The organism is Amycolatopsis sp. lyj-84 (genome assembly GCF_046549075.1).
In the GTDB taxonomy this organism is placed as follows: Bacteria; Actinomycetota; Actinomycetes; order Mycobacteriales; family Pseudonocardiaceae; genus Amycolatopsis.
The window spans coordinates 66,212-90,033 of the sequence record NZ_JAJPWO010000001.1 but is presented as its reverse complement, the minus strand read 5'-3'; the positions used below and the strand labels follow the sequence as shown (position 1 = coordinate 90,033).

25 protein-coding genes are annotated in these 23,822 nt (G+C 68.6%); 12 read left to right on the top strand and 13 right to left on the bottom strand.

Translation table 11 applies throughout. The features are described 5' to 3' along the window. Positions 1–23 precede the first annotated feature (23 nt). Positions 24–812, top strand: coding sequence for a crotonase/enoyl-CoA hydratase family protein (locus tag ACLJRM_RS00445; protein ID WP_101613057.1), 789 nt, complete (start codon positions 24–26; stop codon positions 810–812). An 8-nt stretch (positions 813–820) separates the two neighbouring features. Here ACLJRM_RS00445 and ACLJRM_RS00440 read toward each other — a convergent pair whose 3' ends face one another. Further along, positions 821–2,380 carry an acyl-CoA synthetase gene (locus tag ACLJRM_RS00440; protein ID WP_410661885.1) on the bottom strand — a complete coding sequence of 520 codons (1,560 nt, stop codon included), beginning with the start codon at positions 2,378–2,380 and terminating at the stop codon, positions 821–823. Between the two features lie 98 nt (positions 2,381–2,478). Between ACLJRM_RS00440 and ACLJRM_RS00435 the strand changes: the two genes are divergently transcribed. From ACLJRM_RS00435 to ACLJRM_RS00425, 3 genes are read left to right on the top strand one after another with little or no spacing between them, the layout of a single operon-like run. Continuing rightward, the gene (locus ACLJRM_RS00435) at positions 2,479–3,462 is read left to right on the top strand and encodes a Zn-ribbon domain-containing OB-fold protein (RefSeq protein WP_410661884.1); all 984 of its coding nucleotides are present in this window, start codon (positions 2,479–2,481) and stop codon (positions 3,460–3,462) included. Between the two features lie 8 nt (positions 3,463–3,470). Continuing rightward, on the top strand, positions 3,471–4,526 hold the full coding sequence (locus ACLJRM_RS00430; RefSeq protein WP_410661883.1) for a thiolase domain-containing protein: 1,056 nt from the start codon (positions 3,471–3,473) through the stop codon (positions 4,524–4,526). Next, positions 4,523–5,683, top strand: coding sequence for a thiolase domain-containing protein (locus ACLJRM_RS00425; RefSeq protein WP_101606559.1), 1,161 nt, complete (start codon positions 4,523–4,525; stop codon positions 5,681–5,683). The genes ACLJRM_RS00430 and ACLJRM_RS00425 overlap by 4 nt, the downstream gene beginning before the upstream one ends. Here ACLJRM_RS00425 and ACLJRM_RS00420 read toward each other — a convergent pair. Genes ACLJRM_RS00420 through ACLJRM_RS00410 form a run of 3 tightly spaced genes read right to left on the bottom strand, consistent with a single transcriptional unit; the run spans position 5,680 to position 8,815 of the window. Next, positions 5,680–6,702, bottom strand: coding sequence for a YhjD/YihY/BrkB family envelope integrity protein (locus ACLJRM_RS00420; protein WP_101606558.1), 1,023 nt, complete (start codon positions 6,700–6,702; stop codon positions 5,680–5,682). The two genes, ACLJRM_RS00425 and ACLJRM_RS00420, sit on opposite strands and share 4 nt — an antisense overlap. A 48-nt stretch (positions 6,703–6,750) precedes the next feature. Continuing rightward, positions 6,751–7,539 (bottom strand): transglutaminase-like domain-containing protein, encoded by a 789-nt coding sequence (locus ACLJRM_RS00415; RefSeq protein ID WP_101606557.1) that lies wholly within the window; start codon positions 7,537–7,539, stop codon positions 6,751–6,753. 49 nt (positions 7,540–7,588) lie between these two features. Then, positions 7,589–8,815 carry a cytochrome P450 gene (locus tag ACLJRM_RS00410; RefSeq protein ID WP_410661882.1) on the bottom strand — a complete coding sequence of 409 codons (1,227 nt, stop codon included), beginning with the start codon at positions 8,813–8,815 and terminating at the stop codon, positions 7,589–7,591. 242 nt (positions 8,816–9,057) lie between these two features. Here ACLJRM_RS00410 and ACLJRM_RS00405 point away from each other — a divergent pair, with 242 nt between their 5' ends. Beyond that, positions 9,058–10,221 (top strand): steroid 3-ketoacyl-CoA thiolase, encoded by a 1,164-nt coding sequence (locus ACLJRM_RS00405; RefSeq protein WP_101606555.1) that lies wholly within the window; start codon positions 9,058–9,060, stop codon positions 10,219–10,221. A 322-nt stretch (positions 10,222–10,543) separates the two neighbouring features. Here ACLJRM_RS00405 and ACLJRM_RS00400 read toward each other — a convergent pair whose 3' ends face one another. Further along, positions 10,544–11,029, bottom strand: coding sequence for a pyridoxamine 5'-phosphate oxidase family protein (locus ACLJRM_RS00400; RefSeq protein WP_410661881.1), 486 nt, complete (start codon positions 11,027–11,029; stop codon positions 10,544–10,546). Positions 11,030–11,069: 40 nt separating this feature from the next. Then, positions 11,070–11,915 (bottom strand): SCO6745 family protein, encoded by an 846-nt coding sequence (locus tag ACLJRM_RS00395; RefSeq protein WP_410661880.1) that lies wholly within the window; start codon positions 11,913–11,915, stop codon positions 11,070–11,072. A gap of 65 nt (positions 11,916–11,980) precedes the next feature. Here ACLJRM_RS00395 and ACLJRM_RS00390 point away from each other — a divergent pair, with 65 nt between their 5' ends. Further along, positions 11,981–12,847, top strand: coding sequence for a GNAT family N-acetyltransferase (locus tag ACLJRM_RS00390; protein ID WP_410661879.1), 867 nt, complete (start codon positions 11,981–11,983; stop codon positions 12,845–12,847). Positions 12,848–12,856: 9 nt separating this feature from the next. Here the strand turns inward: ACLJRM_RS00390 and ACLJRM_RS00385 are convergent, their stop codons facing one another. Together ACLJRM_RS00385 and ACLJRM_RS00380 are read right to left on the bottom strand one after the other, a co-directional pair. Further along, positions 12,857–13,762: an SDR family oxidoreductase gene (locus tag ACLJRM_RS00385; protein WP_410661878.1), complete on the bottom strand. Its 906-nt coding sequence runs from the start codon at positions 13,760–13,762 to the stop codon at positions 12,857–12,859. After that, positions 13,759–14,556 carry an SDR family oxidoreductase gene (locus ACLJRM_RS00380; protein ID WP_101606551.1) on the bottom strand — a complete coding sequence of 266 codons (798 nt, stop codon included), beginning with the start codon at positions 14,554–14,556 and terminating at the stop codon, positions 13,759–13,761. Before ACLJRM_RS00380 ends, ACLJRM_RS00385 begins: the two co-directional genes overlap by 4 nt. 90 nt (positions 14,557–14,646) lie before the next feature. Here ACLJRM_RS00380 and ACLJRM_RS00375 point away from each other — a divergent pair, with 90 nt between their 5' ends. From ACLJRM_RS00375 to ACLJRM_RS00355, 5 genes are read left to right on the top strand one after another with little or no spacing between them, the layout of a single operon-like run. Beyond that, complete coding sequence (locus ACLJRM_RS00375; RefSeq protein ID WP_101606550.1) at positions 14,647–15,396, top strand: enoyl-CoA hydratase family protein; 750 nt, start codon at positions 14,647–14,649, stop codon at positions 15,394–15,396. Continuing rightward, positions 15,396–16,256: a CoA transferase subunit A gene (locus ACLJRM_RS00370; protein ID WP_410661877.1), complete on the top strand. Its 861-nt coding sequence runs from the start codon at positions 15,396–15,398 to the stop codon at positions 16,254–16,256. The genes ACLJRM_RS00375 and ACLJRM_RS00370 overlap by 1 nt, the downstream gene beginning before the upstream one ends. After that, complete coding sequence (locus ACLJRM_RS00365; protein WP_410661876.1) at positions 16,253–16,978, top strand: CoA-transferase subunit beta; 726 nt, start codon at positions 16,253–16,255, stop codon at positions 16,976–16,978. Before ACLJRM_RS00370 ends, ACLJRM_RS00365 begins: the two co-directional genes overlap by 4 nt. Beyond that, positions 16,975–18,021 (top strand): NAD(P)H-dependent flavin oxidoreductase, encoded by a 1,047-nt coding sequence (locus ACLJRM_RS00360; protein ID WP_410661875.1) that lies wholly within the window; start codon positions 16,975–16,977, stop codon positions 18,019–18,021. The genes ACLJRM_RS00365 and ACLJRM_RS00360 overlap by 4 nt, the downstream gene beginning before the upstream one ends. Before the next feature lie 31 nt (positions 18,022–18,052). Continuing rightward, the gene (locus ACLJRM_RS00355) at positions 18,053–18,844 is read left to right on the top strand and encodes an alpha/beta fold hydrolase (RefSeq protein ID WP_101606546.1); all 792 of its coding nucleotides are present in this window, start codon (positions 18,053–18,055) and stop codon (positions 18,842–18,844) included. Positions 18,845–18,847: 3 nt separating this feature from the next. Here the strand turns inward: ACLJRM_RS00355 and ACLJRM_RS00350 are convergent, their stop codons facing one another. Continuing rightward, complete coding sequence (locus ACLJRM_RS00350) at positions 18,848–19,324, bottom strand: DUF2000 domain-containing protein (protein WP_410661874.1); 477 nt, start codon at positions 19,322–19,324, stop codon at positions 18,848–18,850. A 103-nt stretch (positions 19,325–19,427) separates the two neighbouring features. Between ACLJRM_RS00350 and ACLJRM_RS00345 the strand changes: the two genes are divergently transcribed. After that, entirely contained in the window at positions 19,428–19,895 is a 468-nt protein-coding gene (locus tag ACLJRM_RS00345) for an Lrp/AsnC family transcriptional regulator (protein ID WP_101606544.1), read from the top strand. A 3-nt stretch (positions 19,896–19,898) separates the two neighbouring features. On the opposite strand, the gene ACLJRM_RS00340 is transcribed toward ACLJRM_RS00345, so the two are convergent. The 4 genes from ACLJRM_RS00340 to ACLJRM_RS00325 all read right to left on the bottom strand — a co-directional run bounded on the left by ACLJRM_RS00340 (position 19,899) and on the right by ACLJRM_RS00325 (position 23,565). Then, positions 19,899–20,456, bottom strand: a complete 558-nt coding sequence (locus ACLJRM_RS00340; protein WP_101606543.1) for a sugar O-acetyltransferase — start codon at positions 20,454–20,456, stop codon at positions 19,899–19,901. Positions 20,457–20,786: 330 nt separating this feature from the next. Next, the gene (locus ACLJRM_RS00335) at positions 20,787–22,094 is read right to left on the bottom strand and encodes a DUF1996 domain-containing protein (RefSeq protein WP_410661873.1); all 1,308 of its coding nucleotides are present in this window, start codon (positions 22,092–22,094) and stop codon (positions 20,787–20,789) included. Positions 22,095–22,300: 206 nt separating this feature from the next. Continuing rightward, the gene (locus ACLJRM_RS00330) at positions 22,301–23,047 is read right to left on the bottom strand and encodes an anti-sigma factor family protein (RefSeq protein ID WP_101606541.1); all 747 of its coding nucleotides are present in this window, start codon (positions 23,045–23,047) and stop codon (positions 22,301–22,303) included. Then, positions 23,044–23,565 carry a sigma-70 family RNA polymerase sigma factor gene (locus ACLJRM_RS00325; RefSeq protein ID WP_233224236.1) on the bottom strand — a complete coding sequence of 174 codons (522 nt, stop codon included), beginning with the start codon at positions 23,563–23,565 and terminating at the stop codon, positions 23,044–23,046. The genes ACLJRM_RS00330 and ACLJRM_RS00325 overlap by 4 nt, the downstream gene beginning before the upstream one ends. Positions 23,566–23,822 lie beyond the last annotated feature (257 nt).

The following is a 23,822-nucleotide window of genomic DNA, read 5'->3' as shown; positions in this document are numbered from 1 at the left end:
CCGCTCTTTTGACGGAGGTCCCGGTGGGCGAACCGCACGCACTGGTGGAAAAGATCGACCACACCCTCGTGGTCACCATGAACCGGCCGGAGGCCCGCAACGCGCTCAGCGGCGAGATGCTCGGGATCATGGTCGAGGCGTGGAACCGGGTCGACGAGGACGACGACGTCCGCTGCTGTGTGCTCACCGGCGCGGGCGGCGCGTTCTGCGCGGGCGCGGACCTCAAGTCGATGTCGAAGAACTCGCCGAGCGACTCGTTCGAAAAGGGCACGTTCGACCCCAGCCGGATCGAGGGCCTGCTCAAGGGGCGACGGCTGACGAAACCGTTGATCGCGGCCGTCGAAGGCCCGGCGATCGCGGGCGGGACGGAGATCCTGCAGGGTACGGACCTGCGCGTCGCGGGCGAGAGCGCGAAGTTCGGCGTGTCCGAGGCGCGGTGGAGCCTGTTCCCGATGGGCGGTTCGGCCGTCCGGCTCCCCCGCCAGATCCCGTACACCGTCGCCGCCGACCTGCTGCTGACCGGACGCCACATCAAGGCGAGTGAGGCGCTGGAGATCGGCCTGATCGGGCACGTCGTCCCGGACGGGAAGGCGCTGGACAAGGCCATGGAGCTGGCGGGCCTGATCGCCGCGAACGGGCCGCTCGCGGTCCGCGCGATCCTCAAGACCCTGCGCGACACCGAGGGCATGCACGAGGAAGAGGCCTTCAAGCTCGACGCCCAGTACGGCATCGAGGTCTTCGCGAGCGAAGACGCGAAGGAAGGCCCCCGCGCCTTCGCCGAGAAGCGCAAGCCCGTCTTCCGGGGCCGCTGACCCCGGGGTCAGGGGGCGCGGTGGCCTTCCCAGTAGGGGTCACGGAGCTTGCGCTTGTAGAGCTTCCCGTTCGGGTCTCGCGGGAGTTCGGGCAAGTAGTCGACCGAACGCGGGAGCTTGAACTTCGCCAGCCGGGCGGCCGCGTACTCGAGGATCTCCGCGGTCAGCTCCTCGGAGGGTTCGACACCGTCCGCGGGCTGCACGACGGCCTTGATCGCCTCGCCCCAGTCCTCGTGCGGGACGCCGAACACCGCGACGTCGGCGACCTTCGGGTGCATCACCAGTTCACCCTCGATCTCCGCCGGGTAGACGTTGACCCCGCCCGAGATGATCAGATCCGCCTTGCGGTCGTGCAGGAAGAGATAGCCGTCTTCGTCGAGATGCCCGACGTCGCCGAGGGTGAACAGGTCCCCGACCCGCGCCTTGTCCGTCTTCGCCCGGTCCTTGTGGTACTCGAACTTCGAGTCGCCCATCTTCATGTACACCGTGCCGGTCTCGCCGGTGGGCAGTTCCGTGCCCTCGTCGTCGAGGATCTTGATCGTCGACCCCGGCCACGGCAGCCCCACCGAACCCGGTTTCTTCAGCCATTCCTCGCCCGAGATCGCCGTTCCGCCGCCTTCGGTGGCCGCGTAGTACTCGGTGACGACCGGCCCCCACCAGTCCAGCATCCGGCGTTTGACCTCCAGCGGACACGGCGCGGCGCCGTGGATCATCACGCGCAGCGAACTCAGGTCGTGGGCCGCGCGGACGTCGTCCGGCAGCCCGAGCAGGCGGCGGAACTGGGTCGGGACCATGTGGCTGTGCGTGACGCGGTGCCGCTCGATCAGCCGCAGCATGTCCTCGGCGTCCCAGCGGTCCATCAGCACCGCCGTATGGCCCAGCTGCAGGGAAATCGCGACGAAGTTGAGCACCGCGGTGTGATAGAGCGGCGACCCGCACAGATGCACGTGGTCGTCGTGCGGCGCCAGCCCGAAGATCCCGAAGAACCACGTCGACGCGCCGGGAACGGAGTCGGGGTCCGCACCGGACAGCGGCCGCCGGACGCCCTTGGGCCGTCCCGTGGTCCCGGACGTGTAGAGCATCGGCGAGCCCGCCGTACGCCGCTCCGGACGTCCGTCGCCTTCGCCTGAGCCCAGTTCCTCGATCCGCCGGAATCCCGGGACGTCACCGACGGCGAACCGGCCGCGTTCGGCGATCCCCGCCTCGTCGGCGGCGGCGATCGCGACGTCGGCGAACCGTTCGTGCGCGAGGAACGCCTTGGCGCCGCTGTCGGAAAGGATGTAGGCGACCTCGGGTCCGACCAGGTGCCAGTTGACCACCACGATGTACAGACCGGACTGGATGGCGGCGAAGTAGGCCGCCACGAGTTCGTCGCCGTTGGGCTGCAGGACGACGACCACGTCGCCGGCTTCGAGCCCGAGGGCCTGCAGGCCCCGGGCGTACGCGTTCGCTTTCGCGGCCAGGTCTCCGTAGCCGATCGAGCGGCCGTCGGGGTCGACGAGCGCGACCCGCTCCGGCTCCTGCGCGGCGATGTTCCAGATCCCAAGTGTCCCCGTAGCAGTCGACATACGGGCAAATCTAGAACGCGTTCCACTCAAGAGCAACCGCCAGCAAGGCCCAGAAGGCCGATCTTGCCGGAATTTCGAGAACGTGTTTCACTCAGACTGTGAGCGCACCTGAACTCCCGCTGTCGGCCCCGCTCAACGTGGGCTTCGACTACACGCGTTCGGTCGGCCCGGTGCTCGGCCGGTTCGTCAACGCCCTGCGCGAGCGCCGTGTCGAAGGCGTCCGGGGCAGCGACGGCCGCGTCCACGTGCCGCCGCTGGAATACGACCCCGTGACCGCCGAAGCGCTGTCCGAATTCGTACCGGTCGCCTCCGAGGGCGAGATCGTGTCCTGGTCCTGGATCGCCGAACCGCTCGACGGCCAGCCGTTGTCGCGGCCGTTCGCGTGGGCGCTGGTCAAACTCGACGGCGCCGACACCGCGATCCTGCACGCCGTCGACGCGGGCAGCCCTGAAAGCGTCCACACCGGACAGCGCGTGCGCATCCGGTGGGCGGAGGAGACTGTCGGCCACATCAGGGACATCGCTTACTTCGTCCCCGCCGACGGCTCCGACACCGAGCCCACCGAGGCGCCACCGCCGGTCGCGAAACGCGAAGAAGGCGCGCCCGTCAGCGTGGTGATCACGCCGATCCACCTGAAGTACGAGCATTCCGCGTCGCCGGAGGAAAGCCGGTACCTGCGCGGGCTCGGCGAAGGAAAGCTGATCGGCCAGCGCTGCCCGTCGTGCGAGAAGGTCTACATCCCGCCACGCGGCGCCTGCCCGACCGACGGTGTCCCGACCACCGACGAGGTCGAGCTGCCCGACACCGGCATCGTCACCACGTTCTGCATCGTGAACGTGCCGTTCCTCGGCCAGAAGATCAAACCGCCGTACGTGGCGGCGTACATCCTGCTCGACGGCGCGGACATCGCGTTCCTGCACCTCGTCCTCGGCTGCGACGCCGCCGACGTCCGGATGGGCATGCGCGTGCGCGCCGCCTGGAAACCCCGGGACGAATGGTGGACGTCGCTGGAGAACATCGGCCATTTCGCACCGACCGGCGAACCCGACGCGCCGTACGAATCCTTCGCCCACCATCTGTGAGGACCACCGTGCCAGATGTAGCTGTCGTGGGCTTCGCGCAGGCCCCCAACGTCCGCAGCACCCCGGGCACCACCAATGGCGTGGAAATGCTGGTGCCGATCTTCGCCGAGGTCTTCGAGCGAACCGGTCTGTCCAAAGAGGACATCGGGTTCTGGTGCTCGGGCTCCTCGGACTACCTCGCGGGCCGCGCGTTCTCGTTCATCGCGGCCGTCGACGCCATCGGCGCCTTCCCGCCGATCCACGAATCGCACGTCGAGATGGACGCCGCCTGGGCGTTGTACGAGGCGTGGCTCAAGATCCGGATGGGCGAGGTCGAAACGGCGCTCGTCTACGGGTTCGGCAAATCGTCGGCCGGGCAGTTGCGGCGTGTGCTGGCGTTGCAGATGGACCCGTACGTCGTCGCGCCGCTGTGGCCGGACTCGGTGAGCGTCGCCGGGATCCAGGCCAGGTTAGGGCTCGAAGCGGGACTGTGGTCCGAAAAGGACCTCGCCGAGGTCGCAGCGCGCAGCCGTGCCGACGCCGCCTCGAACCCTGCCGCCCAGTTCTCCGGAACGGCCGAAGTCGCGGACCTCTTGGACGCCCCGTACTTCGCGGATCCCTTGCGCGCCCACGACATCGCCCCGGTCACCGACGGGGCCGCCGTTCTCGTGCTCGCTTCGGCGGAGCGGGCGGCGGACCTCGTCGACAGCCCCGCGATGATCACCGGGATCGAGCACCGGGTCGACTCCCCTTCACTCGGCGTGCGGGACCTCACCCGGTCACCGTCCACGGCGGCCGCCGGCCGGGCACTCGACCTCGACGGCGTCGAACTCGCCGAACTGCACGCGCCGTTCACCCATCAGGAATTGATCCTGCGCGATGCGCTCGCCCTCGGCGAGCAGGTACGGATCAACCCTTCCGGCGGCGTGCTGACCGGCAACCCGATGTTCTCGGCGGGACTGGCGCGGATCGGCGAGGCGGCGAGCCGCATCCTCGACGGCAGCGCGCGCAAAACCCTCGCCCACGCGACCAGCGGCCCCGTCCTCCAGCAGAACCTGGTCGCGACCTTGGAGGTCCTCTCGTGAAGCACCTCGCGGCCGTGCTGGGCACCGGCCAGACCCACCACAAGGCCAAGCGCACCGACGTGTCCATGCCGGGGCTGCTCCGGGAGGCCATCGACCGGGCGATGCTCGACGCGCAGACCGGCTGGGACGACATCGACGCCGTCGTCCTCGGCAAGGCGCCGGACCTGTTCGAGGGCGTGATGATGCCCGAACTGTTCCTCGCCGACTCGCTCGGCGCGAACGGGAAACCGTTGCTGCGCGTGCACACCGCGGGTTCGGTCGGTGGCTCGACCGCGCTCGTGGCGGCGTCGCTGGTGCAGGCGGGAGTGCACAAGCGAGTCCTCACGGTGGCCTTCGAGAAGCAATCCGAGTCGAACGCGATGTGGGGCCTGTCGATCCTGCCGCCGTTCCAGATGCCGGTGGGCGCCGGCGCGGGCGGCTACTTCGCGCCGCACGTGCGCTCCTACATCCGGCGGTCCGGCGCGCCCGATCACATCGGCGCGATCGTGGCGGCCAAGGACCGGCGCAACGGCGCCCTGAATCCGTACGCGCATTTGCGGCAGCCGGACATCACCGTGGAATCGGTCCAGGCCTCGCAGATGTTGTGGGACCCGATCCGCTACGACGAAACCTGCCCGTCTTCGGACGGCGCCTGCGCGATGGTGATCGGTGACGAGGCCGCGGGTGACGCCGTTCCCGGTGGCGCGGCGTGGATCCACGCGACCGCGATGCGCACCGAACCGACCACGTTCGCCGGCCGCGACCAGGTCAACCCGCAGGCGGGTCGCGACGCCGCCGCCGCGTTGTGGCGCGACGCGGGGATCACCGATCCGCTGTCCGAAGTGGACACCGCCGAGATCTACGTGCCGTTCTCGTGGTTCGAGCCGATGTGGCTGGAGAACCTGGGGTTCACCGACGAGGGTCAGGGCTGGAAGCTCACCGAGGCGGGCGAAACCGCGCTCGGCGGGCGGCTGCCGATCAACCCTTCGGGCGGCGTGCTGTCGTCGAACCCGATCGGCGCGTCCGGGATGCTCCGGTTCTCCGAAGCGGCCAAGCAGGTGATGGGCCGCGCCGGGGACTACCAGGTCGACGGCGCGCGCGTCGCGCTCGGGCACGCGTACGGCGGCGGTTCCCAGTTCTTCTCGATGTGGGTGGTGGGGTCGGCCAAGCCGAGCTAGCCGCGGCGGCGCGGGCGGAGGCGTTGCGCGGCGAGCGTCGCGACCACCCCGGTCACCGCGCCCACCAGCACCGGTTTGAGGCCGTGCCGGTCGGCGGGCGCCACCACCGGCCGGACCACCACGGGCGGCGGCGGGCGGACCGGGTCGGCGGGCGCGTCCCGCGCGGTCGCCGTCCAGGCCGTGACGAACACCAGCATCCTGGCCACGAGCGAGATGAAGAAGATGAGACCGATGATGGAGCCGAACGCGACCCCGGTCGGTGAGTTCCCGATCAACCGCAGGTAGATCCCACCGGCCTGCTTCAGCAGTTCGAAGCCCAGTGCCAGCGCGACCGCGCCGCGCATCGCGCTGCGGACCCCGACCGGTTTCCGCGGCAGCCGGGTGAGCACCCACAGGAACACGAGCCAGTTGGCCAGCAGTGCCAAGGGAATCGAGATCGCCGACAGCACGTTGTGCCCCCAGGCGGTGTCGTCCACCCCCGCGAGGCCCAGCAGGTAGCGGCCGAGCGCGGACCCGGAAATGGTGATGGCGAAGGAGACCAGCAGCGCGCTCGCGAGACCGAGCAGCGCGAGCAGGTCCGCGGCGATCGTGCGCAGCAGCGGGAGATCCGACCGGTTCTGGCCCCACAGCGCGGTGAGCGCGTCCCGCAGCGAGTTCATCCAGTTCCAGCCGGAGTACAACCCGATGATCAGACCGATGAGCCCGACGCTGGTGCGCTGGTCCACGAAACGGGTGAGTAGATCCCCCGCCTGTTCACCGAGGCCGCCCGGCAGCGTGCCGGTGATCGCGTTCAGCATCGACTCGATCAGCTGCGGCTGGCTCGCCAGCACGAAGCCCGCCACCGACACCGCGACCATGAGGATGGGCACCAGCGAGAACAGGCTGAAATAGGTGATCGACGCGACGTAGTGGTAACCGCCGTACTCGACATAGCGGTTCACCGCCCGCGCCACGTGGTCCAGCCAGCGGTAGCGGGCACGCAGCCGCTTCCATTTCGTCGGTGCTTGCTTCTCCCTCACACGCCAATGTCTACCTCAGCGAGGTCACGGCTCGTGGACAACACGCGATCAAGCGAGCGCGATCAGCTCCGAGCCGTCGTCCTCGGGCAGCGAAGGGCCCGCGGTGGCCAGCACGGCGTTGCCGAGAAAGTCCAGCTCACAGCCGAGGGTGGAGAGGAACGCGGTGTCGGTGGCGTCCCGGCCGGTCGCGATCCGGCTCAGGCTCTGCCTCGGCGCGAGACCGGTGGCGTCGAACACGTACCAGCGGCCGTCGATCGCGGCCTCGAACACGGCGTGGAAGTCCATTGGGGACAGTCCTGGCGCGTAGACCGCGGTGAACCGGGCGGGGATGTCGATCACCCGGCACAGCGAGATGCAGACGTGCGCGAAGTCGCGGCACACGCCTTCCCCGGCGAGGTAGGTGTCGACGGCGTCGTCGGTCGGCGAACCGGAACCGACCACATAGGACAGGTGCTCGCCCACGTGCCGGACGATCGCCTCGACCTGGGTGCGCGCGTCGGGCAGGTGGCCGAACCTCGACAGCGCGAGCCCGCCCATCCGGTCCGAGGGGCAGTACCGGCTCGGCCGGGTGTAGCGGACGAGGTCGTCCATGGTGACGGGCTCGGCCTCGGCGGGGCGCAGCGCACGTTCGGCCCGGTATCGCACGACGTGTTCGCCGAGCGGCAGGTCGAGGATCTGCGCCCGGGTCCCGTGTTCGAACGCGACCTGGCGCGGCGGCGCGGGATAGGCGAACTCCTCCTGCTCGGCCCCGCCGGCGAGCGCGACCACGAACGCGGCGGGGCCGGGTTTCGTGACCCGGAAGGACATTTCGACGTCGACCTGCACGTGGGGACCCATGGCCCCATGGTGCCGCACGGCGCCGGTCCGGGCCGATCAGACCGTTTGATCAGGCATAGCGCACCTGGTAGTGCTTGATCCCGTTGAGCCAGCTCGACCGGAGCCTGTCGGGCTGGGCCACTTCGCTGATATTCGGCATGACGTCGGCGATGGCGTTGAAGATCAGGTCGATTTCCAGGCGCGCGAGGTTGGCACCGATGCAGTAGTGCGAACCCGTGCCGCCGAAGCCGACGTGCGGGTTGTCCTCGCGGAGGATGTCGAACTTCTCCGGCTCGTCGAAGTGGTCCGGGTCGAAGTTCGCGGAGCTGTAGAACATCCCGACCCGGTCGCCCTTGCGGATGTGCTGCCCGCCGAGTTCGGTGTCCCGGGTCGCGGTGCGCTGGAAGGCGACCACCGGGGTGGCCCAGCGGACGATCTCGTCCGGCGCGGTCTTCGGCCGCTCCTTCTTGTACAGCTCCCACTGATCGGGGTGGTCCAGGAACGCCTTCATGCCGTGGGTGATCGCGTTGCGCGTCGTCTCGTTGCCCGCGACGGCCAGCAGGATGACGAAGAAGCCGAATTCGTCCGAGGCCAGCGATTCACCGTCGACGTCGGCCTGGATCAGCTTCGTGACGATGTCGTCCATCGGGCACTTGCGGCGTTCTTCGGCCATGTTCCAGGCGTAGCCGACGATCTCCGCCGACGCGGCGAGCGGCTCGACCTCGTACTCGGGGTCGTCGTAGGAGACCATCTGGTTGGACCAGTCGAAGACCTTCATCCGGTCTTCCTGCGGGATGCCGATCAGTTCGGCGATGGCCTGCAAGGGAAGTTCGCAGGCGACGTCGACGACGAAGTCCCCGGAGCCCTTCTTCTTGGCCTCGCTGACGATCTTCTCCGCGCGGTCGCGCAAAGTGTCCTCGAGTTTCGCGATCGACCTCGGCGTGAAGCCCTTCGACACGATGCGCCGCAGCTTGGTGTGCTGCGGGGCGTCCATGTTGAGCAGGACCAGACGGTTCGCTTCGAGGCTGTCGTCGGTCATGTTCTCGTCGAAGCGGATGATCGCGGTCTTCTCCCGCGAGGAGAACAGCTCGCTGTCCCTCGACACCGCTTTGACGTCCTCGAGCCGGCTGACGACCCAGTAGCCGTCATCGCGGAAGCCCGCGGTGTTGTGCGGCTGCGGGTTCCACCAGACCGGCGCCGTCCGGCGGAGTTCGGCGAACTCCTCCAGAGGCAGTCTGGTGGCGTACAGATCCGGATCGGTGAAATCGAAACCGGCGGGGATCAGCGGAGCGGCCACGGGCTACCTCCTACGCGGTTCGCCAATGAAACACGTTCTAGCCCGATTGAAGCATACGGCGTTTACCAAGTGAAGACCTTTAGTGAAACCTGTTAACTCGACCGAGCCGACGTGGGGAAGCGCGACGGGAAGCGGGAACTGCGACCAGTGATCAAAAACCAGTCGACCCTGGGGCGACTTGCTCAAATCGAGAACGTGTTCTACTTTTTCGGTAGTGAACAGTGTTTCCCCAGGAGGCGAACGTGGGTAGTCCGGTGATCGTCGAGGCGGTCCGCACCCCTGTCGGCAAGCGCAGGGGTCACCTGGCGGGGCTGCATGCCGCCGAGATCCTCGGCGCGGCGCAGCGCGCCCTGCTCGAACGCGCGGGGCTGGACCCCGCACTGGTCGAGCAGGCGATCGGCGGCGCGGTGACCCAGGCGGGCGAGCAGGCGGGCAACGTCACGCGGACGGCGTGGCTGCACGCCGGCCTCCCCGAGACCACCGGCGCGACCACCATCGACGCCCAATGCGGCTCGGCGCAGCAGGCGACCCATCTGATCGCCGGGCTCATCGCGGCCGGGGCGATCGACGCCGGTGTTTCCTGCGGCGTCGAGGCGATGAGCCGGGTACCGCTGGGCGCGAACCGCGGCGAGGGCATCGGCACCCCGCGGCCGGAGTCCTGGTCGATCGACATGCCGAACCAGTACGGCGCCGCCGAGCGGATCGCGGAACGCCGCGGCATCACCCGCCACGACGTCGACCGGTTCGGGACGGCGTCGCAGGCCAAGGCCGCCGCCGCGTGGGCCGCCGGGCACTTCGACCGCGAGGTCGTCGCGGTGAAGGCACCCGTGCTCGGCGAGGACGGCTCCCCCACCGGCGAGACCCGGCTGGTGACCCGCGATCAAGGCCTGCGCGACACGACCGTCGAGGGCCTCGCCAAGCTCAAGCCCGTCCTCGAAGGCGGCGTGCACACGGCAGGGACGTCTTCGCAGATCTCCGACGGCGCGGCCGCGCTCCTCCTGATGGACTCGGACCGGGCCCGGGCACTGGGCCTCAAGCCGCGAGCTCGGATCGTCTCGCAGGCTTTGGTCGGCGCGGAGCCGTACTACCACCTCGACGGTCCCGTGCAGGCGACCGAACGCGTCCTGGCCAAAGCGGGGATGACGATCGGCGACCTCGACCTCTTCGAAGTCAACGAGGCCTTCGCTTCGGTCGTGTTGTCGTGGCAACGGGTGCACCGGCCCGACGAGGACAAGGTCAACGTGAACGGTGGCGCGATCGCGCTCGGGCATCCCGTCGGCAGCACCGGTGCCCGCCTGCTGACCACGGCGCTGCACGAACTGGAACGCCGCGACGCGAGCACCGCCCTGGTGACGATGTGCGCAGGCGGCGCGCTTTCCACCGGCACCGTCATCGAGCGGATCTAGCGCCGTGGGGCTTCGGTACAGGGGGTCGTGAGTGGCAAAGCGAGCGCCAGGGTTGAGGCAGTGAGCACCCCGCGCGAGGCATCACTCAGGGTGAGGGGTGTGTGGAAATAGGGACAGTGAGCGTCCCTATTTCCACACACCCCTACCGCTTCTCCGCACGTGACAGGACCGGTCACGACCGACTGTGTGGATTTCTGGTCATCTAACGCCCCAAAATCCACACAGTCGACGTCCTCGGCCCGGCGTCGCACAGGGCCACTGAACCGACCGCGAACGCGCCACTATGCCTTACCCACCAAGGGAACCACCTCGCCGCTCAGCCCTAGTCCAGCGCGACCTCGACCACCGGACCGTTGTCCGGCCTCGCGAGCCGTTTGCTCCCCTGGCCCTCCTTCCAGAAGTCGAAATAGATGGTGTTGCCCTCGACCCAGGTCAGCACCACCTCGGTGAGGTCGAGCCGGAAGACGTGGGCCTCCCCGTCGTCACCCTGCAGGCGGGCGACCTCCGCCGGATCGGTGATCTCGACGGCCTTGCCCGACACCTTCGCGTCCGCGCCGCCCTCGTCGATCGCCGAGGCGGCGTGGATCGCGAACCTGCCGTCACGCCGCAGATCCTTCGCCTTCATCGCGTCGATCATCGAACCGATCAGCAGATCCCGTTCGCGGAAATCGACCTCACTGCCGCTGACCCGGGGCGAGCCGTCCTTCCGGACCGTCGCCAGCACATGCGATTTCGTCGCGGTGAACTGCTCTTTGATCTTCTCCGCCAGCGCGGGTGCCTCTTCACTGAATCGCTGCCACGTCGCCATGGGGAACAGCGTCGCACCGGGGTCCGACAGTTTCGAGCGGTCAGGGCCGGGGTGCCCCCATCGGATTCGGCAGCGGGATCGCACCGGCGTCGAAGACGCGGCGGCTGAGCGGCACGGCGATCCGCAGGACCTCGGCGGCACCGTCTTCACCCAACGCGTCGAGAGGACCGGTGGCGAGGCGGTCGGTCTCGTCCTCGATCCGTTGGCGCAGCGCGATTCCCGAGTCGGTGAGCCGCAGATCGCCGTCGAGGACACCCCGCTCGCGAAGCCGCGCGACACTCTCGTCCCAGTCTTCGTCGGACCAGCCGCGGTTGATCTGGATGACTTCGCGCGTCACCGCCCCGCTTCCGATGTGGGTCAGTGTGGTGTCGAGCCCGCGCAGTCCGGCTGCGACGGCGGAAAGCACGTGACCGTCCCCGCGATGCTCGCGCAACACCGTCGCCGCGAGCCAGACCCTCCCGGCAGGCGTGGCGGGCCGGGCGACCGCCGACCAGGCGGCGGCGAGTGGCCTTGCCGCGTAATCGCATCCGGTGACGGCTTGTTCGAGCAGATCGGCGAGTTCCCCGAAAGGCGCGTCGGCGGGCAGGATCCGGCCCAGCGCGACCTCGACGGCGTCCATCCGGCTCTGGAGCACCACCGCCGGTTCGGCGTACTTCCAGGCGTCGGGCAGGGATCGCGCGACCATACGCGGCGCGAAGCCGAAGAGCATCGCCGTCACGGGTGGTTCCGGCAGTGGCCCGAGCGGCGCCACACGCCCGGCGAAATAGCCCATCCACCAACCCGGCAGGCCCACCGCCTTGGCCGCGGCCGCCGTCTCCGGGGCGAAGTAGACGACGGCGTGCAGTGGCTCGACCGCTTCCCAGAGACGGCGCTGAAGTGACGTCACGTCCCCATCTTGGCCTCGCCGAAAACCGGATGCGACTCTTCGCGGCGTGGTGTGTGATCACGGGTATGGCGATCACCGTGGAAAAGCCGGACATCGACGGACTGGGCGAGGCCGTGGCCGCGCTGCGGGACTGGCAGTCCGAAGGGGTGGCATGGCAACTGCATCCCGGTGACCTCGGCTGGTTCTGGCGCTCCGGGGCGGAGGCCACGGCCGCGGCGATCCGGATCTGGCGCCGGGACGGGCGGATTCTCGCCGTCGGGCTCCTGGACGGAGCCGACCTCCTGCGCCTGACGACCGCGCCCGATGTCCGCCGGGACGAGGAACTGGCGCGGCGGATGGCCGAAGACGTGATCGCGCCGGAACGCGGTGTGCTGCCGCCGGGGGAGGTGGCCGTCGAGGCGCCGATGGACGCTCTGCTCCAGGATCTGCTGCCCGGGCACGGCTGGCGCACCGGCGAACCGTGGACGCCGCTGAGGCTCGATCTCGCCGAACCGGTGAAGGCCCCGGACCTGCGGATCGAGACGATCGGACCGGACAACTGCCACGTATGGGCCGACGTGATGCGCGGAGCGTTCGACGGCTCGACGTTCACTCCCGAGAAGTGGCGCGCGATGGCGACCGGTGCGCCGTACGCCGACTCCCGGTACTTGGCCGGGTACGACGAGCGGGGCGACGCCGTCGCGGCGGTCGCCGTGTGGTCCGCGGGCGCAGGGAAGCCCGGGATACTCGAGCCGATGGGGGTGCACCGGGACCATCGCGGCCACGGGTACGGCAGGGCGATCACCGTCGCCGCGGCGGTCGCGCTCCAGGAGCTCGGCTCGTCGAGTGCGGCCCTGGGCACGCCGAGTTCGAACGTCGCCGCCGTCGCGACCTACAAGTCGGCCGGGTTCCACGCGCGGCCCGAGGTCCGGGACCTCACCAGGGACGCTTGAGCGGACGCTCTAAGCCCCGTAAACAGGTTCGGGAACGGGCGTCTCCGCCAGCAACTCGGTCACGACCGGGCCGAGTTCGGCGGGCGCCCACCGGGATCCCTTGTCCCGCACCGTCCCGTGCCGCCAGCCCTGCGCGATCGAGACGCGTCCGCCGTCGACCTCGAACACCCGTCCGGTCACCCCGGACGACTCCTCGCTGCCGAGCCACACCACCAGCGGTGACACGTTTTCCGGGGCCATGGCGTCGAAACCGGCCTCCGGCGCGGCCATGTCGTCGGCGAACGCCTCTTCGGTCATCCGGGTGCGGGCGGCCGGGGCGATCGCGTTCACGGTGACGCCGTAGCGCCCGAATTCGGTGGCCGCGACCAGGGTGAGGCCCAGGATCCCGGACTTCGCGGCCGCGTAGTTCCCTTGTCCGACGCTGCCGAGCAGACCCGCGCCGGAACTGGTGTTGATCACCCGCGCGGTCCGCGTCCGGCCCGCTTTCGACTCCGCCCGCCAGTATTCGGCGGCGTGCCGCGTCGGCGCGAAATGCCCCTTCAGGTGGACCCGGATGACCGCGTCCCATTCGTCTTCGCCGAGGTTGACCAGCATCCGGTCGCGCAGGAAACCGGCGTTGTTGACCAGGACGTCCAGCCCGCCGAAGGTTTCGACGGCGGTCCGCACCAACGCGGCGGCGCCGTCCCAGGAAGCGATGTCGTCGGTGTTCGCGACCGCCTTGCCACCGAGCGCCTCGATCTCGTCGACGACGTCCTGCGCCGGCCCCGCCGACCCGCCGCTGCCGTCGATCCCGGCGCCGAGGTCGTTCACCACCACTCGCGCGCCCTCGGCGGCGAACGCGAGCGCGTGCGCCCGTCCGATGCCGCGACCGGCACCGGTCACCACCACGATCCGGCCGTCGGCGATCCCGCTCACACCGGCTCCTTTCGTTCTTCGACCATCGAATTGGAGGCGGCGAGGAAGGCTGGAACCTCTCCCCCGCCGTGCACGGTCAGGCAGGCACCGCTGACATAGGAGGCCAGCGGGGACGCCAGGAACACCGCGCAGGAACCGATCTCGTCGGGTTCGGCCAACCGTCCCAACGGGACTGTCGCGCCCACGGCCTCGATCCCGGCTTCGTCGCCGTAGTGCAGATGCGAGTGCTCCGTCCGCACCATGCCGACGTCGAGCGCGTTGACCCGCACCTTCGGCGCCCACTCGACGGCGAGCGTCGCTGTCAGGTTGTCGAGGCCCGCTTTCGCCGCGCCGTAGGACGCCGTCCCCGGCGAAGGTCTCGTCGCGCTGACACTGCTGATGTTCACGATGACGCCGCCGCCTTCCTGGCGCTGCATGATCGCGTTCGCCGCGCGGGCGACGGTCAACGGCGCCAGCAGGTTCAGCGCGACGATCTTCTCGTGGAACCGCGGTGACGCGTTCGCCACCTCGGCGAACGGCGCGCCGCCCGCGTTGTTGACCACGACGTCGAGCCTGCCGTGACGCCGGAAGATCTCCTCGAAGAGCGCGTCGACCTCTCCCGCGTCGCGGACGTCGCACGAAATGAACGTCGACGCCCGGTCTCCGGCGCGGACCGGTTGTTCGGGTTCGGTGCGGGCGCAGGTGACGACTTCGGCGCCCGCGCGCAGGAAAGTCCTGGTGACACCGGCGCCGACGCCGCGTACGCCGCCGGTCACCAGCACCACGGCGCCGTCGAGCCGGAGTTCGAGTGCCATACCGGGCCTCCTTCACGGTCGCTGTACCCGGGCCGGGTGTCCTGCTAACGTACCAAGCAAGTGCTAGGTTTGGTAGCGGAAGGGTGCACGATGAGCGTTTCCACCCACTCACCGGAGCCCGGCATCGCCGTGGTCACGGTCGACGCGCCCCCGGTGAACGCGCTGAGCGTGAAGGGGTGGTTCGCCCTCGCCTCCGCCGTCACCGAGGCCGGGCGAGATCCCTCGACGCATGTCGTGGTGCTGCGCGCGGAAGGCCGCGGATTCAACGCGGGTGTCGACATCAAGGAGATCCAGCGCGATCCGGGATACAGCGCGCTGATCGGCGCGAACGAGGGCTGCGCGGCGGCGTTCTCCGCCGTGTACGACTGCGCGGTCCCGGTGATCGCCGCGGTGCAGGGCTTCTGCCTCGGCGGCGGGGTCGGCCTGGTCGGCAACGCGGACGTCGTGGTCGCCAGCGACGACGCGACCTTCGGGCTCCCCGAGGTCGATCGCGGCGCACTCGGCGCGGCGACGCATCTCGCGCGGCTGGTCCCCCAGCATCTGATGCGGGCGTTGTACTACACGGCTTCGACGATCACCGCGGACCAGTTGCACCACCACGGTTCGGTCTATGCCGTGGTTTCGCGGGACGAACTCGACGAGACCGCGCTCGGCCTGGCGAGGCAGATCGCGGCGAAGGACACCCGCGTGATCCGCGCGGCGAAACAGGCCATCAACGGCATCGACGTCCAGCCCGTGCATCGCAGCTATCGCTTCGAGCAGGGATTCACCTTCGAACTCAACCTGGCGGGCGTGTCCGACGGCGCGCGCCAGGAGTTCTTGGACGGTAAGGGGAAGTGATGGCCGACAAGCGGATGACGCCGGACGAGATCGTCGGCGAACTCGAAGACGGCATGACCATCGGGATCGGCGGCTGGGGCTCCCGGCGCAAGCCCATGGCGCTGGTGCGCGCGATCCTGCGCTCACCGCTCAAAGATCTCACCGTGGTCTCCTACGGCGGCCCGGACGTCGGGTTGCTGGCCTCGGCGGGCAAGCTCAAGCACCTCGTCTTCGGCTTCGTCACCCTGGACACGATCCCCTACGACCCGTGGTTCTCCCGGGCACGGGAATCCGGGACGATCACCGTCACCGAGTACGACGAAGGTGTCTTCGGGACCGGCCTTTCCGCGGCCGCGCAACGACTTCCGTTCCTGCCGACGCGCGCGGGCCTCGGTTCCGGCGTGATGGACCTGAACCCGTCGCTGCGCACCGTCCAGTCCCCGTACGACGACGCCGAAGAACTGCTGGCCGTGCCCGCGATCGAGCTCGACGCGGCCCTCGTCCACCTCAACCGCGCCGACGCCAGGGGCAACGCGCAGTACCTCGGGCCGGATCCGTACTTCGACGAACTGTTCGCGCTCGCCGCCGACAAGTGTTACGTGTCCACGGAAAAGATCGTGGAGACGGCCGAACTCGCCGAAGCGGGACCGGTGCAAAGCCTGCTGCTGAGCCGGATGCTCGTCACCGGGGTCGCCGAAACGCCGAACGGCGCGCACTTCACCACCGCCGCCCCGGACTACGGACGCGACGAACGCTTCCAGCGTCATTACGCCGAGGCAGCCAAGGATCTCGACGCGTGGCCCGGTTTCGTGGACCGGTTCCTGTCGGGGGACGAAGCCCACTACCAGAAGGCCGTCGCCGAATTCGGGGAGTCCGCATGAGTGACGCAACGCGCGCCGAGATCGCCGTCGTGGCCTGCGCCGAATTGTTCCGCGGCGACGGCGAGATCGTGGTGAGCCCCATGGGTTTCATCCCTTCGCTGGGCGCGAGGCTCGCCAGACTGACCTTCGAACCGGACATCCTGCTCTCCGACGGCGAGGCGTACCTGATGACCCCCGAAGCCGTCGTCGAAGGCTGGCAACCGTTCCGCAAGGTCCTCGATACCGTGGTGCCGCGCGGAAAACGCCATGTGGTGATGGGCGCCAACCAGATCGACGGCGAGGGCAACCAGAACATCTCGGCGATCGGCGACCATTCCCAGCCGAAGAAGCAACTTCTCGGCGTGCGCGGCGGGCCGGGCAACACGGCGAACCATCGCACGAGCTACTGGGTTCCGAGGCACAGCAAGCGGGTCTTCGTCGATCAGGTCGACATCGTGTCCGGCGTCGGTTACGACAGGGCACGCGAGGCGCGTCTGCGCTATCACGACGTCCATCGCGTCGTCACCAACCTCGGCGTCCTGGACTTCGGCGGCGAAGACCACGCCCCGAGGCTGCTTTCCGTCCATCCGGGGGTTTCCGTGGACGAGGTCGTCGAGGCGACGTCGTTCCCGCTGATCACCGGCGACGTCACGGAATCCCGGCTGCCGACCGAGTCCGAGCTGCTCCTGATCCGGACCAGTCTCGACCCGAAGTCCCAGCGGGACAAGGAAGTCCCGTCGTGAAGACCGCGCTGACCGAACTGGCCGGGATCCGGCATCCGGTCGTGCAGACCGGGATGGGCTGGGTCGCCGGACCGCGGCTGGTGTCCGCGACGGCGGAAGCGGGCGGCCTCGGCATCCTCGCGTCCGCGACGATGACCTACGACGAACTGGCGGCGGCGATCAAGGAGGTCAAGAGCCGCACGTCGCGGCCGTTCGGCGTCAACCTCCGCGCGGACGCCGAAGACGCCCAGCGCCGGGTCGAGCTGCTCATCGCCGAGAAGGTCCGGGTGGCCTCCTTCGCGCTCGCGCCGAAGAAGGACATGATCGCGCGGCTCAAGGACAACGGCGTCCTCGTCGTCCCGTCGGTCGGCGCGGCCAGGCACGCGGAGAAGGTCGCGGGCTGGGGTGCCGACGCCGTCATCGTGCAGGGCGGCGAGGGCGGCGGGCACACCGGCGGCGTCGCGACGACCCTGCTGCTTCCCTCGGTACTGGACGCCGTCGACATCCCGGTGGTCGCGGCGGGCGGCTTCTTCGACGGCCGGGGGCTGGCCGCCGCGCTCGCGTACGGGGCGGCGGGCGTCGCCATGGGCACCCGGTTCCTCCTCACCCGGGAGAGCACCGTCCCCGACGAGATCAAGCAGGCGTACCTCGCCCGTGACCTCAACGGCACCGTCGTCACCCGCAAGGTGGACGGGATGCCGCACCGCGTCCTCCGGACGGAACTGGTCGACGCGCTCGAGTCCGCCGGCCCGGTGAGCGGGCTCGCGCGCGCCGCCCGCAACGCCGCGAAGTTCCGGAAGCTGAGCGGGCTGTCGTGGCGCTCGCTGGCCACCGAAGGGCTGCGGATGAAACGCGGCGGCGACCGGACGTGGTCGCAGGTCCTGATGGCCGCCAACACGCCGATGTTGCTGCGCGCCGGGCTGGTCGAGGGCGACCGGAGCGCCGGGGTGCTGGCGTCCGGGCAGGTCGTCGGCCTGCTGGCCGACCTGCCCGCGGTCGGCGAGCTGATCGAGACGATCGTGGCCGAGGCCGACGGCGTCCTGCGGCGGCTGGCCTCCGGATGAGCGGGCGAGCGCGCTGTGCTTGACTTCGGCCATGATCTCGGAGAGTCGTTGTCCGGTCGAGGACGGTGAGCTGTACGTCCGCAGCACCGGCGAAGGGCCGCTTCTGCTCCTGATCGCCGGTGGGCTGGGTTCGGCGGACACCTTCCGGGCGATGACGAAGCTGCTCGCCGACGACTACACCGTCGTCACCTACGACCGGCGCGGTCACTTCCGCAGTACCGACACCAGCACCGGCCCGGTCAGCGTGCCGAAGCAGGCCGAAGACGCCTACGCCGTCCTTCAGCACGTCGGCGGCGGGCCCGCGAGCGTGTTCGGGACCAGCGCGGGCGCCCTGATCGGCCTCGACCTCGTCGCCCGTCACCCGGAGGCGGCGACCACGCTGGTCGCCCACGAACCTCCCGCCATCCAGCTGCTCCCGGACGCGCTCGGCTGGCTCGACGAGGCCAACGCGCAGGTCCGGCTCGCGCAGGCAGGCGATCTGATGGGCGCGTTCAAACGGTTCACCGACGGGATCGCCGGCGCCGCGCTGCCCGAACTGCGCGCGATCCGGCTGCCGAACGAGGAGGACTGGAAGCGGCTGTTCGGCCGCGAACTGTCCGAAATCCTCGACTACCTTCCCGACCTGCGGGCGCTGCGGCGGGCCAGGACCGAGATCTTCCCGGTCGCGGGGGTCGGCAGCCGGGGGCACTACCACTACCACCCCGCGAAGATCCTCGCGCTGGAACTGGGGCTGCCGTTCACGGAGGTGCCCGGGGCACACCTGGCGCCGCAACGGAATCCGGCCCAGTTCACCGAAGCGCTGCGGGACCTCCTCGAGGGCTGAAGGTCACGCCATCAGGGGCAGCTTGCCGACCAGTTTGTCGATCCGGTTGCGCGGCCCGACGATGCCGATCGCGCAGAAGTCCATCTCTTCGGTCGGGATCTCCTTCATCGTCGCGAGGAAGTCGGCGTAGACCCGGATCTGCTGGGCGACCGCAGGCATGTCCGCGACGTGGCACCCCGGTGAGGCCGCGGCCTTGGCGCGGATGGCCCGCAGCTTCTCGGCGTCGGCCGACAGCACCGAGCAGCCGACCCACGGCAGGCCGGTGTAGTGCTCGCCGCCGGCGTCGACCGCTTCTTCGCCCAGGAGGCCGGTCACGGCCTTCGTGGTGGCGACGGCGGTGCAGACCGCCGCGTTGACCGCGCGCCCGGGCGGCAGCTCGCTGTTGACCACGATGACCCACTTCAACCTGGCGGAGCGGGTGGACGCGGTGGGATCGATCTCGCCGGGGGCGAACCCGATGGCCGTACCGTACTCGGACATTCAGCTGGTCTCCTGCTCACATCAACGGATGAACAACGCCAACCTAGGAGGACATACGAGTACAGTCCATCGTGTCCGTACTTAATACGGCGAGAGGGCCGAAATGGCACGACTGGACGAACTTGATCAGGCGATCCTGGCGCAACTGCAGTCGGACGCACGGAAGACCAACCGCGAAGTGGCCGCCGCGGTGGGCGTTTCGCCGACCACCGCACTGGACCGCACCCGCGGCCTGCGTGAACGCGGCGTGATCCGCGGGGCGCTGCTGGACGTGGATCTGCCGTCGATCGGCCGCGGGGTGCAGGCGCTCATCGCGGTGCGGGTGCGCCCGCCCTCGCGACGGAACATCGAGAACTTCCGGAACTTCGTCAACGCGCTGCCCGACATCGTCGGCCTCTACGTGACCACCGGGACCGAGGACTTCATCCTGCACGTGGCCGTCCCCGACAACGACAGCCTCTACGCCTTCGTGATCGACAAGCTGACCGAACGCCCCGAGGTGGCCGACGTGCGCACTTCCATGGTCTTCGAGCACATCCGGCGCACCCGGATCACGCCTTCCGGCAAGTGAGCCTCAGAGCTCCCGGATGACCCGCGCCGGGTTCCCCGCCGCGAACACCTTCGACGGCAGGTCCCGCGTGACGACGCTGCCCGCGCCCACCACGGTGTCGTCCCCGACGGTGACCCCGGCACAGACGATGACGCCACCGCCGAACCAGACGTTGTTCCCGATGGTGATCGGCGCGGCCGACTCCCAGCGCTGCCGCCGCAGCTCGTGGTCCTCCATCGGATGCAGCGCCGTCAGCAGCTGGCAGCGCGGCCCGATCGAGCAGTCCGAGCCGATCTTGATCGGGGCGCAGTCGAGCAGGATGGCGTCGTAGTTGAGGAAACTGTTGGCGCCGATCTCGATCAGATAGCCGTAGTCGCACTGGAACCGCGGCATGATCCAGGAGCTCTCACCGAGTTTTCCCAGCAGTTCCCGCAGAATCGTGTCCCGCTCACCGGTCTCCTCGGCGCCTGTCCCGTTGAAACGGTCGACGAGCGCCTGCGCACGCCTGCGGTCCACGACCAGTTCGGGGTCGTTGTCCCGGTACAGCTCGCCGCGCAGCATGCGGTCCTTTTGCTCACCCATACCGCCAACCTACCGAAAAACCCCGCCGGCGAGCTTCCCTCGGGAAGCCGCCGGCAGGGCGGGTGAATGCTTGCGGAGCGTTCTTCAGTTGTGTCGATCGGTTTCCGAGTAGGGCCGGCCCGGCGGGTGGGTGAGGTGTAGGGGGGACCCGCCGGGCCGGAGTTTTTTCCTCCTGTTCGCCGATTCTCGGAAATCTCTGATGGAGTTGTGAGGTGAACGATAACCCCGAACGGCGACGATTGCCATGGTGACCTGGATCACTATTTAAGTGGAAACCGTTGGGGCACAACAAAGTCCTACAATTATTGAGTACATTGTGGACTCATCGAGTCATTCGCGGCACTTGCGGCCCTCGTTGACGCAGTCGACGAGGCGATCCATGATCTGGTTCGACATCACGTTCGCGAAATCGTCATGGTCGGAGAAGGGGTTGTGGTCCTCCTCCGGGAAAGAGTCCACTTTGTACTGTCCGTTGACCTGGATCTCCCGGGGGATCTTGTAGGTCAGCGAGATGGTGAGCTCCGGGACGGCGGTCAGGCCGTTCGCACACTCGCCGTTCTCGTCGGGATACTTGATGTGGTCCCGGTGGTTCTCGCTGTCGATGTTGTTGCCGTCGAGACAGCTCGGGAACGTGTGCACCCGCTTGACGTCACTGCCCTCGGGGCAGATCGGGTACTGCTTGATGACGCGATCCTCGAAGCCGGTGCAGGTCCAGCTTTCCCGCGCGTTGGCGGGCCCGTTCGTGGTGACCTTCGCGTCACCGTAAAGGATACGGAGGAACTTCGGCATCTCCTTCACCTTCTCCTGGGCGTTGCCCTTGAAGGTGATGTCGACGACCGCGGGACGCTGGATCTCACCGTCGTTGCCCGCGAGCTCGTTGTCCGCGTTCGGCGCGTCCAGTTCGGCCTGGTCCTGATTGTTGTTCTGGTTGCCCTGGTTGCCCTGGTTGTCGTTGTTCTGGTTCTGATTCTGGTTGTTCTGATTCTGGTTGTTCTGGTCGCGGCCTTGCCGGTCGTCGCCCTGGTTCTGCTGACGGTTCCGGTCACCGTTCTGATCGCGGTCGCCTTGCGGCTGGCCGCCACCACCGGAGTTGCGGTCGCCCTGACGCTGCTGGTCCCGGCCGCCCTGGTTCTGCTTGTCACCCTGCTGGTTGTTCTGGTTCTGGCCGTTCTGCTGCCGCTCGCCTTCCTCTTCGGTGTCGATCCGCACCACCGGCCAGAAGTACGCCGATTCGTCACCGTTGCGGCAGGTGGTACCGGCGCCCAGCAGGCTGTCGTTGTTCGAATCCGCGTTGGTGGAAAGGTTTCCGACGTAGTCGTGCAGGTGCTGCGCGCCATTGCGGATACCCGGCTGCGCGATGAAGTTGTCGGGATTGAAATGCCCGTTCTCGTTCTTGCCACAGTCGACGGTGAACGAGCCCGTGGACGCGTTCCGGCCCTGTTGCGGTTTGTCGACGTTCGGCTGCACCTTGGTGATGTCCACGAACTGCGACTTGTCCACCTCGTCCGCGGAGGCCTTGTCGGAGTCGCCGGTCGTGGTGGACACCACCAGTCCACCGACCGCGATCGACAGGCCCAGCAACGCGGTCGCGATCTTGGTCCTGCGGGCGATACGATGGCGCCCTTGATTTCGTGCCATTGACTTGCTCACCTCATTCGTTTCCGGGCACGCGGAAAATCACTCGCACCCAGTCATGAGTCACGCATTTGTCGAATACGCCGATTACCGAATTCGCGGCGAACCTTCTGTTCGCCCGCCGAGGGAGATCCGGCTACTGAGAGATACGGTTCCAGCCGAGAGCCGGTTCAAAACGCGACCCCGCCGTTATCTTTCCGTTATAAACTTTACCGGCGCACGATGGCCAGTACGGTGCCGTCCTGCTTGTGGACCTCGAAGCGTTCGATGTCGGCCTTCTGCAGCGCCGTCGAACCGGTGATGACGAGGGGGTCCGGGGAACCGGGGACGCCGTAGCCCTTGGACGGCACGCTCCAGTTGTTGACGACGTAGGCCTCTCCACCGTGGGAGTAGGCGAAGAGCTGACAGGTCATCGGGCCGGTGAGGCCGCGCAGTTCGAGCTCGACCGCGCTGCCCCACTCCTTCTCCTGGACCGTGACCTCGGCGGCGACCGCGTTGCCCGCCTCGGACCAGCCGAACGGGGCGGCGCCGCCGTCCGGGCCGGGCTCCCTGGTCGGCGACAACGGCACCACCGACGTGACGACGGTGGGCGCGGCCTGCGTGATGACCGGCTCACGGTCGGTGAGCGAAAGAACGGTGAGCGGGCCGCCGACGATGAGCACGAGTACGGCGGCGGCCGTCGCGAGCCGGATGACCTTGCGACGGCGGCCCGCCTTGGCGGCGTCCGCGAGCAGCATCCGCAGCACCCGCGGCCCGGGGCCCTTCACGGGCGGATCCGGCCAGCTCTTCTTGACCATGTCCAGGATGTCGGGCAGGTGGTACATCTCCACCAGCTCGACCTGACACTCGGGGCACTCCAGCAGGTGCGCCTCGAACCTGGCGTGATCCTCCTCGCCGAGAACGCCCAGGACGTAGGCGGCGATATCCGTGTGCGGCGCTCCGGACACCTCGCTCACCCCCGCTCCTGCAACGCCCTGCGCAGCGCGCGCACAGCGTGGTGGATCCGCGATTTCACCGTACCCGGCGGAACCCCGAGCGTCGCCGCGACCTCGTTCACGGTGCGGTCACGCAGGTAGGTCTGCTGGACGGCTTCACGTTGTTCCGGGGAAAGATTGCGCAGGGCCTCGTAAACGATCATGGCCGCGAGCGTCTTCTCCGATTCGTCCGGCACTCCGATCGAATCCGACTCGAGTTCCTCCACCTCTTGAGGGCGGGCGCTCCGGCTCCGCCAGCCGTCGATGACGATGCGCCTGGCCACGGTGAAGAGCCAGGCGCGCAGCATTTCCGGCTGCCGGTCGAGTTTGCCGGCGTTGCGCCACGCCTTGATGAGCGTCTCCTGGACCACGTCCTCGGCCCACTGGCGATCGTGGCCGGTCAACTTCAGCACGAACGCCATCAGGCTCGATCCGAACTCCTGGTACAACGCCCTGATGAGGTCGTCATGCCCGTTCGAAGCGGGTTCATGATCGACCATTGGCTGCAGTATCCGAGAGTGGCGTCCCACGCGGCACATCTTTGTGGGATCAGGGGCGATAAGTCCAGTACCAAAACCGTTCCCGCCCGGTTCTGTCCCAGGTGAAAGTTTTTTGAACCGTTCCCGACTCGTGACCGTATCCCCTACCGAAGACCCCCCGACCCGGCGCTGTCCCCCGCACCGCCGAATCCACTGTGGATCTTGACCGTCCACAGTGTACTTAAACCTGCCTGCGCACCGTCGCCCCGCGGCGACTG